Annotated in this window: 10 protein-coding genes and 1 riboswitch; all 10 genes read left to right on the top strand. The window is 39.8% G+C overall.

The window, feature by feature from the left end:
• The first annotated feature begins 1 nt into the window (after position 1).
• The 10 genes from nikC (at position 2) to argH (ending at position 13,459) form a co-directional block, all read left to right on the top strand.
• Complete coding sequence (gene nikC, locus AC3ANV_RS23370; protein ID WP_488311019.1) at positions 2-901, top strand: nickel transporter permease; 900 nt, start codon at positions 2-4, stop codon at positions 899-901.
• 206 nt (positions 902-1,107) lie between these two features.
• The gene (gene argC, locus AC3ANV_RS23365; RefSeq protein WP_488311018.1) at positions 1,108-2,145 is read left to right on the top strand and encodes an N-acetyl-gamma-glutamyl-phosphate reductase; all 1,038 of its coding nucleotides are present in this window, start codon (positions 1,108-1,110) and stop codon (positions 2,143-2,145) included.
• Between the two features lie 75 nt (positions 2,146-2,220).
• Positions 2,221-3,450, top strand: coding sequence for a bifunctional ornithine acetyltransferase/N-acetylglutamate synthase (gene argJ / locus AC3ANV_RS23360; protein WP_488311017.1), 1,230 nt, complete (start codon positions 2,221-2,223; stop codon positions 3,448-3,450).
• A gap of 10 nt (positions 3,451-3,460) precedes the next feature.
• Positions 3,461-4,258, top strand: coding sequence for an acetylglutamate kinase (gene argB / locus AC3ANV_RS23355; protein ID WP_488311016.1), 798 nt, complete (start codon positions 3,461-3,463; stop codon positions 4,256-4,258).
• Positions 4,258-5,445, top strand: coding sequence for an acetylornithine transaminase (gene argD / locus AC3ANV_RS23350; protein ID WP_488311015.1), 1,188 nt, complete (start codon positions 4,258-4,260; stop codon positions 5,443-5,445). Before argB ends, argD begins: the two co-directional genes overlap by 1 nt.
• A gap of 20 nt (positions 5,446-5,465) precedes the next feature.
• A complete protein-coding gene (locus tag AC3ANV_RS23345) occupies positions 5,466-6,548 on the top strand; it encodes a carbamoyl phosphate synthase small subunit (RefSeq protein WP_488314314.1) in 1,083 nt (360 codons plus the stop codon).
• Positions 6,535-9,768: a carbamoyl-phosphate synthase (glutamine-hydrolyzing) large subunit gene (carB, locus tag AC3ANV_RS23340; protein WP_488311014.1), complete on the top strand. Its 3,234-nt coding sequence runs from the start codon at positions 6,535-6,537 to the stop codon at positions 9,766-9,768. Before AC3ANV_RS23345 ends, carB begins: the two co-directional genes overlap by 14 nt.
• Entirely contained in the window at positions 9,752-10,726 is a 975-nt protein-coding gene (gene argF / locus AC3ANV_RS23335; RefSeq protein ID WP_488311013.1) for an ornithine carbamoyltransferase, read from the top strand. Before carB ends, argF begins: the two co-directional genes overlap by 17 nt.
• A gap of 78 nt (positions 10,727-10,804) precedes the next feature.
• Positions 10,805-12,016, top strand: a complete 1,212-nt coding sequence (locus AC3ANV_RS23330; protein WP_488311012.1) for an argininosuccinate synthase — start codon at positions 10,805-10,807, stop codon at positions 12,014-12,016.
• A 66-nt stretch (positions 12,017-12,082) separates the two neighbouring features.
• Entirely contained in the window at positions 12,083-13,459 is a 1,377-nt protein-coding gene (argH, locus tag AC3ANV_RS23325) for an argininosuccinate lyase (protein WP_488311011.1), read from the top strand.
• A 109-nt stretch (positions 13,460-13,568) separates the two neighbouring features.
• A riboswitch (SAM riboswitch) is annotated at positions 13,569-13,680 on the top strand.
• Positions 13,681-13,720: the final 40 nt, after the last annotated feature.

Genomic DNA, 13,720 nt, shown 5'->3' with positions numbered 1-13,720 from the left:
TGTGGCTGAACTTGCAAAAAATACGGTAGAAATTACTACGAAACATATTGAAGAAGAGCTCACGCCCCCCTGGAAGGAAGCATGGCATTCATTTTGCAAAAACCGATTGGCTTTAATCGGTCTCGGAATTGTTATCTTTTTTATACTCTTAGCGATTATGGCACCATGGGTTGCCCCTTTTAGTATTACAGACCAAAAGTTGCTTGAAAGGTTGCAGGCACCATCAAGTAAACATTGGTTTGGCACAGATGACTTCGGCCGTGATATTTTTTCCCGGATTGTTTATGGAGCGAGGATATCTTTATGGGTAGGTTTTTTCTCGGTTTTAGGTTCAGTGGTACTAGGGACTTTACTAGGAATTGTAGCAGGTTATTATGGGCGCTGGGTAGATGCGATTATTTCACGCTGCTTTGATATTATGCTCGCATTTCCGAGCATTCTCTTGGCGATTGCCGTTGTGGCCATTTTGGGACCTTCACTTCAAAATGCGTTGATTGCAATTGCTGTGATTAATATCCCGAATTTTGGACGGCTTGTAAGGTCTAAAGTATTAAGCGTAAAGCAGGAAGAATACATTATGGCAGCGCGTGCAGTAGGAATGAAAGATTCTCGAATTCTTTTCCGTCATATTCTGCCCAATAGTATTTCACCGGTTATTGTCCAGGCAACTTTGGCAATTGCGACAGCAATTATCGAAGCAGCAGCACTCGGGTTTCTTGGATTAGGTGCCCAGGCTCCGACACCTGAGTGGGGGAAAATGTTATCAGATTCTAAGCAGTATCTTGTCCAAGCACCGTGGACATTAGTTTTCCCGGGGATTGCGATTATGTTGACCGTATTGGGATTTAATTTAATGGGGGATGGGTTAAGGGACGTTCTTGATCCGAAGATGAAGCAATAACAGGAGACTCCGTCGGAGTCTCCTGTTTTAATATGTATGAATGTGCATAAAAATTGTATAATCTCACGCCATTTTATGTAAGCGTTTCCAAAATTAAAAGCTATAAATTTTCAATATTAAGAGAAAATTAGGCAATTTTTCTATTGAATAATTATTAATACAAAAGTATAATAATTCATTATATAAGCAACGTAGGAGATGAAAAAATGAAAGCTGCTATAGTTGGAGGAACAGGCTACGGCTCTGTTGAATTAATCCGATTGATAAATAAGCACCCATATTTGGAATTAGGCTCTATTGTTTCCAACTCTCAGGCCGGGAACAGTTTTAGTCAAACCTATCCACATCTTACAGGAATAATTGAACAGCCTATGGAAGCATTTGATGCCAGTAACTTAAGCGAAAAAAACGACATAGTATTTCTTGCCACACCCTCCGGGGTTAGCAGCAATCTTGTTCCGCAGCTTTTAGATAAAGGTATTAAATGTATCGATCTATCTGGAGATTTTCGGCTTAGGTCCGCCGAAGAATATGAATCATGGTATAAGCATTCACCTGCAGACGAAAACTATTTAAAACAAGCAACCTATGGCTTAAGTGAAATTTATCCTGGAATAATAGAGAATTCAACTTTTATTGCAAACCCCGGTTGTTACCCAACCGCATCATTACTTGGCCTATTGCCGAGTGTAATAAACAATTTAGCGGATGAAAAATCAATAATTATTGACGCTAAATCCGGGGTGTCCGGTGCAGGAAGGGGACTTTCATTAACATCCCATTATGCGGAAATAAATGAAAACTTAAGAGCGTATAAGTTGGGTTCACATCAGCATATCCCTGAAATCGAGCAAGTTCTTTCTGATGAAAGTGGAAGCCCAATAACAGTTTCATTTACAACCCATTTGGTTCCAATGACTCGGGGAATAATGTGTTCGATATATGTGAACTTAAAAGAAACCATTACAACCGAGCAAGCTGTACAGTTATACACGAAATTTTACGAAAAACATCACTTTGTAAGAATAAGGAAAGAGGGGAATATCCCTTCAACCAAAGAGGTCCTTGGCAGCAATTTCTGTGATATCGGCTTACACGTTGACCAAAGAACAGGGCGGTTAACAATCATTTCCGTCATCGACAATTTAGTTAAAGGAGCTGCAGGCCAAGCAATTCAAAACGCTAATTTAATGAATAGCTGGGATGAGCGGACCGGTCTTGTTGATTTACCAATATATCCATAATACAAATGATAAATTGCTAGTTAGTTAGCTAGCTTGAAAATACGAATACAGGGAACTGTAAAGGGGGAAATTAGATTGACACCAGCTACATCAACTAAAGAAATCGTTATTTTAAAAGAAGAAAGTGTTACCCTACCAAAAGGATTTAAGGCAGGCGGAATGCATTGTGGGATAAAAAGAAAAAAGCTGGACTTAGGCTATATTGTCTCCGAAGTTCCCGCGACTACAGCTGGAGTGTATACAACGAACATTTTTCAAGCAGCTCCGCTTCTGGTGACGCAGGAAAGCATTGCAAAAGAAAATAAAATTCAAGCGATCCTTGTGAATTCAGGTAATGCGAATGCTTGCACAGGGGAGCAAGGATTACTTGATGCAATGGAAATGCAAAAGGAATTTGCAAATGAGTTAGGCATCAAGGAACACCTCGTAGCTGTTACTTCAACAGGTGTTATTGGTGAACTGTTGCCGATGGATCGAATGAAAGCAGGGATTAAACTAATTCTTGATACGGAATATGAAAATGAAGACAATTTCAAGCAAGCTATTCTGACAACCGATACATCTATGAAACAAATTGCTGTCCAAGTAAAAATTAATGGGAAAACAGTAAGCATCGGCGGAGCGGCTAAAGGATCGGGAATGATTCATCCAAATATGGCAACCATGCTTGGTTTTGTCACAACCGATGCAAATATTGCACACGATGATTTACTTTATGCACTAAAAGATATAACAAATCAAACCTTTAATATGATTACTGTCGATGGTGACACAAGCACAAATGACATGGTCTTGGTGCTGGCGAACGGAATGGCAGAAAATAATCAGCTCACAAAAGACCATCCTGATTGGGAAGTATTCAAGGAAGGTTTAAAAATTGTTTGTGAGTCACTTGCGAAAAGCATTGCAAAAGATGGTGAGGGTGCGACAAAGCTGATTGAAGTTCAAGTTAACGGGGCATTCAGCAACGATGCAGCTAGAGCAGTGGGGAAAGCAATTATTTCTTCCAATCTCGTAAAAACAGCAATTTATGGTACCGATCCAAACTGGGGCAGAATTGTTTCAGCTATCGGTTATAGCGGAGTACCGGTAGAACCTAATGCAATAAAAGTAGCGATTGGGCCATTTTTGGTATTTGAGAACGGATTACCAAGTCCAATTATTGAAGCGGATGTAAAAGAGTATCTGGAACTGGAAACTATTCAAATATTTGTAGAATTAAACCAAGGGGATTACAGTGCAACGGCTTGGGGATGCGATTTAACCTATGATTATGTAAAAATCAACGCATCCTACCGCACTTAAGGAGGTTCATATGAAATTTCTAGTCATTAAGTGTGGAGGAAGTGTGTTAGAAAACCTTCCAAGGTCATTTTATCAAGATGTCATTTCACTTCATCAATCTGGTGAATGGACTCCTATAATCGTCCATGGCGGTGGACCGTTAATCACATCATTATTAAAAAATATGAACGTTGAAACTTCTTTTGTGAATGGTCTTAGAGTAACAAATCAACAGGTTTTGGATGTTGTTGAAATGGTACTAAGCGGATCTGTCAACAAACAGGTTGTCCGGAACATCATTGAAGTAGGTGGAAGTGCACTTGGAGTCAGTGGTGTTGACGGAACATTGTTAAAAGCAGTACCAAGCAATAATTCAGAAGTACTTGGTTTCGTCGGAGAAGTAGTTGAGGTAAACAAAAAAGTGATAGAAGGAATTATCACGCAGGGACATATTCCGGTCATTTCACCAATAGGCATAGATACGGGCGGGCAACGATACAACATTAATGGAGATATTGCGGCTTCCGCCATTGCCAAAGCGTTAGGAGCAAACCTTTGCTTTATCAGTGATATACCCGGAATCCTAGTTGAACAGAACGGCGAAAAGAAAAAACTCGATAAAGTAACGAAGGAAAAAGTCGAGGAATTAATCGATAATCAAACGATTTATGGAGGGATGATTCCGAAAGTAACCGCGGCAATTGACGGGCTTGTTCATAAAATCCCGGAGGTCGGAATCATCAACGGATTTGAGAAAAATAGTCTGATAGATTATTCAAATGGCAAAGCGATCGGAACAAAAATTGTTTTAGAAGAGGAGATTGCGTAATGACAAATAACACTTCTGTCTCCCTAACCTCGCCGGTTATGGCAACATACAGCCGCTTCCCTGTAACTTTAGTGAAGGGGAAAGGAAGTTATGTTTGGGATGATCAAGGTAACCAATTATTAGATTTCACTTCGGGGATTGCTACCTGTAACCTCGGGCATGTTCCCGATGTCGTAAAAGAAAAGCTTGAAGAACAATTACAAAACCTTTGGCATTGTTCCAATCTTTACCACATCCCAAATCAAGAGCAGCTTGCATCTCTACTGACTGCGAACACCTGTGGAGACCGGGTTTTCTTTTGCAACAGCGGAGCCGAAGCCAACGAGGCAGCTATTAAGCTGGCAAGAAGATATGCACAAAAGGTGAAGGGAACGGAAGCTTTTGAAGTGGTCACCTTCAAGCAATCTTTTCATGGAAGAACATTAGCAACTCTTTCTGCAACAGGACAGGAAAAAATCCAGCAAGGCTTTTTACCTTTAGTTCCGGGTTTCAGCTACTTGCCGTTTAATGATATCAAAGCATTAGAGCAACTTTATTCGAAAAAACCTGCGGCTGTTCTTCTTGAACTCGTTCAAGGAGAAGGCGGAGTCATCCCGGCAAATCCGGATTGGGTTAAAGAGCTCGCTCATATTTGTAAAGAGTTAGATATTCTATTGATGGTCGATGAAATCCAAACGGGAATTGGTAGAACAGGTACACTTTTCGCTTATGAGCAATATTCGATCGAGCCGGATGTCATCAGTATTGCCAAAGGTCTTGGCTCAGGTTTTCCAATTGGGGCCATTATTGCAAAAGAAAAAGCCGCAATTGGATTCGATCCGGGCAGCCATGGCAGTACCTTTGGCGGCAATCCACTAGCAACCGCTGCAGGAGTGGCAACTGTTTCACATATAATTGAAAGCAATTTATTAAAACAGGTTAACGACATCGCAGCCTATTTAGATATACAGCTTCAAGATTTAAAAGAAAAGTTTCCTTTGATAAAAGAAATCCGTGGAAAAGGGTTACTAAAAGGATTGGTTGTAGACGGGAATGCACCTCAAATTGTTCAAAAAGCATTAGCCAACCAATTACTCATATTAACGGCAGGACCTGATGTTGTCAGGATATTGCCTCCGTTAACTGTAAAAAAAGAAGAAATAAATGAATTTAAAGCTACGATGGAAAAAACTTTCCAAAGTATGTAAAGAAAGGCGAGTGAGTGTTTTTGGATCAGGGATATCTTACTTTGGAAACCGGGGAAATATTTGAAGGGATACTGATTGGTGAATTGAAGGACTCTCTTGGAGAAGTCGTGTTTAATACGAGTATGACCGGCTATCAAGAAATCATTACTGACCCTTCGTATGCCGGGCAAATTATTACTTTTTGCTATCCGATCATTGGAAATTATGGTATCAATGCGATGGATGATGAAAGCATCAATCCGGCATTATCAGGAGTAATTATTGGCGATTTATGTGAAACGCCGAGCCATTATCAATCGATTAATAAATTTTCTGAAAAACTAAAGCAGGCTGGAGTCCCTGGAATTGCCGGTGTTGATACACGTCTATTAGTAAAAACCATTCGCAGCAGGGGAACGGTAAAAGGCTTTTTAAGCAAATGCAAGGTTGAAAAAGAGTATTTTTCACCTGAGGAAACAAAACAATCCTGGGTCGAAAAAGTATCAACGAAAAAAATTCAGTTTTTCAAAAACAATGGGCCCCATGTAGTATTAATGGATTACGGATATAAAAAATCGATTCTAAACGCTCTATTAGAAGAAAATTGTGCAGTTACTATTGTGCCCTACAATACCCCATTTGAAAAAATAAAAGCTTTAAACCCGGATGGTGTGTTGTTTAGTAATGGACCTGGAGATCCGATGGAATTGAAGCGTTGGTTTCCTGAAATCAAAAAAATTAGCCAGAACTACCCAACACTGGGAATTTGCCTGGGCCATCAGTTAATCGCACTTGCATATGGAGCGAAAACGGAAAAACTCGCATATGGTCATCGCGGAGGAAACCATCCTGTAAAAGAATTAATGACCGGTAAAGTGAAAATAACTGCCCAAAATCATGGCTATGTTGTAGTGGATCAAAGTATTGACACCAATATCTTTAACGTCACATACCGCAATGTCAATGATCGATCTATTGAAGGGTTAAAGCACCAACACTATCCTATCCAAACGGTGCAATTTCATCCGGAAGCACATCCGGGTCCGAGCGATACCGCTCATGTTTTAACAGAATTTGTGCGTGCTATTACTTCATTGGGAGAGACAGTCTATGCCGTTAAATAAAAATCTAAAAAAAGTACTCGTAATCGGTTCAGGTCCGATCGTCATCGGGCAGGCAGCGGAATTTGATTATGCCGGAACACAAGCCTGTATTGCCCTTAAAGAAGAGGGAATAGAGGTTATTTTAATCAATAATAACCCTGCCACCATCATGACCGATGAAACAGTTGCCGATAAAGTATATATAGAACCGCTCACTGTAGAAACCATTGAAGAAATTATCAAGAAGGAAAGCCCAAACGGAATTATTGGTACATTGGGAGGGCAAACAGGATTAAATTTAACCGTTCAGCTATATGAACAAAATATATTGCAAAAGTACAATGTAGAGTTATTAGGAACATCCGTAGAATCAATCAAAAATGGTGAGGACCGGGAAAAGTTCCGAAATTTAATGATAACAATTGATGAACCAATACCGGAGTCAATGATTATTCATAGCTACGAAGATGGTGTCAGCTTCGTAAAAGAGATTGGCTACCCGGTTATTATCCGCCCTGCATACACATTAGGCGGAGATGGCGGCGGCTTCGCCAACAACGATGAGGAACTGGAAATCATTCTTAAAAAAGGGTTAGCAGCAAGCCCGATTCATCAGGTATTAGTAGAAAGAAGCATTAAAGGCTGGAAGGAAATTGAATATGAAGTCATGAGAGATGCAAATGATACGTGTATTATTGTTTGTAACATGGAAAATATGGACCCGGTTGGCGTTCATACCGGCGATTCGATTGTAGTCGCCCCATCGCAAACATTGACAGATGTTCAATACCAGATGTTACGTGACTCTTCTATTAAAGTAATCAGGGAATTAGGAATTATTGGCGGCTGCAACATTCAGTTTGCGCTTAACCCGGTTTCCAATCAATATTGTATTATTGAGGTGAATCCGAGGGTCAGCCGTTCATCGGCACTGGCATCAAAAGCAACCGGCTACCCAATTGCCAGGATGGCTGCGAAGTGTTCGATTGGTTATCATTTAGATGAGATTGTGAATCCAATAACAGGTAATACCTTTGCTTCCTTTGAGCCTGCGATTGATTATATTGTGGTAAAACTGCCGCGTTTTCCTTTTGATAAATTTCCTGAAGCGGATAGAACGTTAGGAACCCAAATGAAAGCAACCGGTGAAGTAATGGCCATTGACCGAACATTTGAAGGTGCTTTAAACAAGGCAATTCGTTCGATGGAAATGAATATATATGGCCTTTGTACAGAAGGGAATAAATCGTTAGAAACTGAAACCATGTTTGAACTTCTTGAAAAGGCGAATGACCAGCGGCTATACGTCATTGCGGAAGCTTTCAGAAGAGGGATATCTTTTGAAAAAATTCAGCAGCTAACGCAGATTGACCCGTGGTTTTTACACAAAATTAGCTCAATCGTTGAATTAGAAAAGAAATTATCTTCTTACAATTGGAATGATGTTTCTATTTCCTTGTTAAAAGAAGCGAAGAAAAATAATATTTCTGATAAACTTTTATCACAAATTTTTGAAATCCCTGAAAAGCAACTACGGAACAAGTGGAAAGAGCTCAACTGGAAACCGGGCTATAAAATGGTTGATACCTGCTCAGCAGAATTTGATGCAGTTACGCCATATTATTATTCTACTTGGCATGGGTACGATGAGGTAGAAATCACCGGCAAGAAAAAGGTACTTGTCATCGGCTCCGGTCCGATTCGAATTGGTCAGGGGATTGAATTTGATTATTGTTCCGTCCATGCAGCAAAAGCACTTAAGAAACTCGGGTTTGAAGCGGTTGTCATCAACAATAATCCGGAGACAGTAAGTACCGACTATTCAGTTGCAGATCGCCTTTATTTTGAACCGCTTGCAGCCGAAGATGTTCTCCATGTAATTGAAAAGGAAAAGGTCGAGGGTGTATTAATTCAATTTGGCGGTCAGACAGCTATTAACCTTGCGCATACTTTAGAAGAAGAAGGCGTTAAGATTTTAGGAACCGCTGTTGAAAATGTTGATCGATTAGAAGATCGAAAACAATTTTATCAGCTGCTTGAAAAACTAAAAATCCCGCATATTGACGGTGAAACTGTTTCCCATTCCGAGGAATTGGTTGAAGCTGCTGCAAAATTAGGCTATCCGGTATTGGTCCGGCCATCATATGTTATAGGCGGCCAATCAATGTTTACGATTTTTAATGAAGAAGAATTAAGGTACTATATCAGGCAATTAGAAGAAAACGCGCAGGATTCAATGTGGCCGTTATTGGTAGATCGATATATACCCGGACTGGAATGTGAGATTGATGTAATATGTGACGGCGAAAAGATTGTCGTTCCCGGAATCTTTGAACATATAGAAAAAGCTGGTGTACACTCCGGTGATAGTATCTCGATATTCCCGCCTATTTCGTTGTCAGCTGCTTTAAAACAAACATTAATTGATTATGCAAGCCGGATTGCTAAATCTGCACCGATTATCGGCATGATGAATATTCAATTTGTTATTTTTGAAAACGTGGTTTATGTTCTTGAAGTGAACCCGCGTTCATCGAGAACTGTGCCGATCATGAGTAAAGTAACAGGAATTCCAATGATTGAGTGGGCGACAAGGGTGCAATTAGGAGATCGTATTTCGGATCTATGTTCAGAACAAGGATTATTGGCTGAGCCAAATTATTACTCTGTAAAAACACCGGTGTTTTCTTCAAGCAAGCTTAAGGGAGTCGACCATGTCCTTGGGCCCGAAATGAAATCAACAGGAGAATTACTGGGGCTAGGCGTTACTTTCCAAGCGGCCTTAAATAAGGCATTGCCTTTAAAATCATTAGATGGTGAGAAATATATATTTTGCTCCATTTCCGATCGGGAAAAACCTTTAAGTCTGCCAATCATTAGCCAACTTGTGAAAAAACAAGTAAAGATTGCGGCAACAGAAGGTACTGCTTTATTTTTACATGAAAATGGAATTCAAGTTGAAAAAGTGGTGAAGGATGAACAGGATGTAAATAACCTTTTCCGCAATCAAAAAATGAGTGCAGTTATCAATATACCAAATCAAGGACGTAATAAAATCAAATTTGGTTTTCATATTCGTGAGCAAGCGACACGCTATAACGTACCGGTGTTTACCCACTTAGATACAGTTGAAGCGATCATGGGCTTGCAATCACAATCTATCTCTGATTCAGAAGTTCGGTCAGTGAGTGAATATTACAAAATGGAAGTGAGTGATAAAGCCCATGTTAAAAGCACTTAATTGTAACAATACAGAAAATACTGAGCAATTCAAACTTAAAGGAAAGAACTTTTTACAGCTATCGGATTTTTCCAGTGAGGAAATCCTCTTTCTTCTTGAAACAGCGGAGGAGCTAAAAGCATTGCAGAAACAAGGGACTCCACATCCATTTTTAAGCGGGAAAGTATTAGGGATGATTTTTGAAAAATCATCCACCCGTACAAGGGTTTCATTTGAAGTTGGTATGCTCCAGCTTGGAGGCCATGCCATCTTCTTGAGTTCTAAAGACATTCAGCTGGGTAGAGGAGAAAGCATTTCTGATACAGCAAAAGTATTATCACGATATGTTGATGGTTTAATGATTCGGACTTTTTCACATGAATCGATTGAAGAATTTGCCGAACACGCAACTGTACCGGTCATTAATGGTTTAACAGATTTACAGCACCCTACTCAAGTCTTAGCAGATCTTTTAACCATTCTTGAGCATAAGGGGAAATTGGCCGGCTTAAAGCTTTGCTATGTGGGCGATGGGAATAATAATATGGCCCATTCGTTAATTGAAGGTGCAGTTAAAGTTGGAATGGATATCAGTGTTGCCAGCCCTGTCGGATATATGCCGAATGAAATAATCGTTGCGAATGCAAAAAAAGCTGCAAAAGGAACTAATATTACAATCACTAACGATCCGGTTGAAGCGATTAAAGACGCTGACGTTGTTGTTACGGATGTTTGGACCAGTATGGGGCAGGAAGAAGAAACGGCAAAGCGACTTAAGGCATTTCAATCCTTCCAAGTGAATGAAGAACTTTGTAAACTTGCGAAAAATGATTTTATCTTTTTACACTGTCTGCCGGCACACCGTGGTGAAGAAGTAACAGCAGAGATTATTGATGGACCGCATTCGGTTGTGTTTGATGAAGCAGAGAACCGATTACATGCACAAAAAGCAATTTTGAAAGTTTTACTAGAAAAATAGTCTTTATTTTTTTGAATATTGGTGTATAATAATTCTATCGGATGAATAATAATACATGTAAATGCGAGGAGAATATAAATGACGAAGGAAAAAATTATCTTAGCCTATTCAGGCGGTTTAGATACATCAGTTTCAGTAAAATGGATTCAAGAGAAATATGGTTATGATGTTATTGCGTTAGGTCTTGATGTTGGGGAAGGAAAAGACTTAGAAGCTATTAAAACGAAAGCATTAAATGTAGGGGCTAGTAAAGCGTATATCATTGATGCAAAAGAAATGCTAGCAAAGGATTATATCATTCCGGCTTTGAAAGCGAATTGTCTATATGAAGGCAAATACCCATTATCTTCAGCCCTTTCGAGACCATTAATTTCTAAGTTATTAGTGGATGTTGCTGAAAAGGAAGGTGCAGCTGCAGTTGCGCATGGATGTACCGGAAAAGGGAATGACCAAGTCCGTTTTGAAGTTTCAATTCAAGCATTAAATCCTAGTTTAAAAGTTGTTGCTCCAGTTCGTGAATGGGGGATGACGCGTGACGAAGAAATCAAGTATGCTGAAGAAAATGGGATTCCAATTCCAGTTGATTTAGATAATCCGTTTTCGATTGATGCTAATATTTGGGGACGTGCCTGCGAGGCCGGAGTTCTTGAGAACCCATGGAATGAAGCGCCTGAAGCAGCGTTTGACTGGACAAATCCAATTGAATTAACGCCGGATGCAGCAGAGTACATTGAAATTGAGTTTGAACAGGGCGTGCCAACTGCACTTAATGGTGAAAAGCTGCCATTGGTTCAATTAATTGAAACGTTAAACCAGCTTGGCGGCAAGCATGGTGTCGGACGAATCGATCATATCGAAAATAGATTAGTAGGAATCAAATCAAGAGAAGTGTATGAAAATCCTGCGGCATTAATTTTAATCAATGCTCATAAGGAACTAGAATTTTTAACATTGCCTCGTGAGGTTACTCAATTTAAAACCCAGGTGGATCAGCAAATGGCGAAAATTATTTACGAAGGACTTTGGTATTCGCCATTAAAAAATGCTTTGGATGCATTTATTGATGAGACTCAACAAGTCGTTTCCGGAACGATTCGCCTGAAGCTTCATAAAGGGAATCATACTGTTGTTGGCCGAAAATCGGCACATAGTCTTTATAACGAAGAACTGGCAACCTATTCAAAAGGTGATGCGTTTGACCATAATGCAGCAGTTGGATTTATCAAGCTTTGGGGACTGCCAACAAAGGTATATTCTGAGGTTAATAAAAAAGAAACCATTCTAAAATAATAGTAAGTGAGCCCTCGAAATCATTTCGGGGGCAATCTTATTCAAGCTTTTAAGGAGGAACAAAGGATGTCGAAGTTATGGGGCGGACGATTTACAAAGGAAACAAACAAGCTGGTGGAAGAGTTTACAGCTTCGATTTCTTTTGATCAAAAGCTAGCCAAGGAGGATATTGCCGGGAGCTTAGCACATGTTCAGATGTTAGGTGAGTGCGGGATTATTCCAATTGAGGATGCCGAGCAAATAAAAACCGGACTTCTTTCAATTAAAAAGATGGTTGAAAATAACGAGGTTGAGTTTTTAGTCGAAGATGAAGATATTCATATGAATATTGAGAAACTTTTAATTGAAAAAGTCGGTCCTGTGGGCGGAAAACTCCATACAGGGAGAAGCCGTAATGACCAGGTAGCGACAGATATGCACCTTTATTTACGAACAAAAACGACCGAGCTTATTAAACTTATCGAAGATGTTCAACAAGCTTTGATTGAACAAGCAAAAGAGAATGTGCAAACGCTAATTCCCGGGTATACTCACCTGCAGCGCGCTCAGCCCGTTTCCTTTGCCCATCATTTAATGGCCTATTTTTGGATGTTTGAACGGGATAAGGAAAGACTCATTGATAGCCTGAAACGGGTAAATTGGATGCCGCTAGGGTCCGGAGCATTAGCCGGAACGACCTTTCCTATTAATCGTGAACTGGTTGCCGGGCTTTTAGGTTTTGAAACCATCTATCCTAATAGCATGGATGCGGTAAGTGATCGTGATTTTATCCTTGAATTTTTGTCGATCGGTTCGATAATTATGACCCATATTTCGAGATTTTCCGAAGAGCTGGTGATTTGGTCAAGCCAGGAATTCCAGTTTGTGGAGCTTGATGACTCCTTCTGCACAGGTTCCAGTATCATGCCGCAAAAGAAAAATCCTGACGTACCGGAACTTTTAAGAGGGAAAACAGGGCGCACATACGGTAATTTAATTGGACTGCTAACGGTGTTGAAAGGCTTGCCTCTTGCCTATAACAAGGACTTGCAGGAAGACAAAGAGGGCATGTTTGATACAGTTGAAACACTTGAAGGCTCATTAAAGCTGTTAGCACCGATGATTGAAACGATGACCGTAAATAAAGACGTAATGCGTAAAGCCATTAATAATGACTTTTCTAATGCTACCGACATTGCTGATTACTTAGTAAGAAAAGGTTTGCCGTTCCGTGAAGCGCATGAAATCATCGGGAAAATCGTTTTATATGCGATTCAGCATCAAAAATATTTGCTGGATTTGAGCTTTGATGAATATAAAGCATTTAGTCTATTATTTGAAAAAGATATCTATGAGGTTTTATCACCTGAGCATGTAGTAGCAGTACGCAATAGTTTTGGCGGAACATCACCGGAACAGGTTAAACAGCAAATTGAACTTGCAGAGGGTAAGCTGAGCAGATAAATACTTATGAAGTAATTTGAAAGAAATATCAAAAAATATTGACACATTATGTTTAATCATCTAAAATTCATTTTATAACTTGGTAAATTAATGAATCAATTAAATACTACTCTTATCCAGAGCGGCGGAGGGACTAGGCCCGATGAAGCCCGGCAACCTTCAAGGTAATCCTTGAAAAGGTGCTAATTCCTGCAGGTTATTTTTAACCTGAAAGATAAGGGGAGGAAGTATGCCCTCTTCTTATGAAGAGGGCTTTTCTTT

This window comes from Neobacillus sp. DFD-2R (assembly GCF_057747865.1).
The sequence above is the reverse complement of the archived record's forward strand: the minus strand, read 5'-3'. Positions and strand labels throughout refer to the sequence as shown.

Excerpts from the sequence above, each read along its gene's own strand:
- argC (WP_488311018.1), top strand. The coding sequence starts at position 1,108 with ATGAAAGCTGCTATAGTTGGAGGAACAGGCTACGGCTCTGTTGAATTA.
- argB (WP_488311016.1), top strand. The coding sequence starts at position 3,461 with ATGAAATTTCTAGTCATTAAGTGTGGAGGAAGTGTGTTAGAAAACCTT.
- argD (WP_488311015.1), top strand. The coding sequence starts at position 4,258 with ATGACAAATAACACTTCTGTCTCCCTAACCTCGCCGGTTATGGCAACA.
- carB (WP_488311014.1), top strand. The coding sequence starts at position 6,535 with ATGCCGTTAAATAAAAATCTAAAAAAAGTACTCGTAATCGGTTCAGGT.
- argF (WP_488311013.1), top strand. The coding sequence starts at position 9,752 with ATGTTAAAAGCACTTAATTGTAACAATACAGAAAATACTGAGCAATTC.
- AC3ANV_RS23330 (WP_488311012.1), top strand. The coding sequence starts at position 10,805 with ATGACGAAGGAAAAAATTATCTTAGCCTATTCAGGCGGTTTAGATACA.
- argH (WP_488311011.1), top strand. The coding sequence starts at position 12,083 with ATGTCGAAGTTATGGGGCGGACGATTTACAAAGGAAACAAACAAGCTG.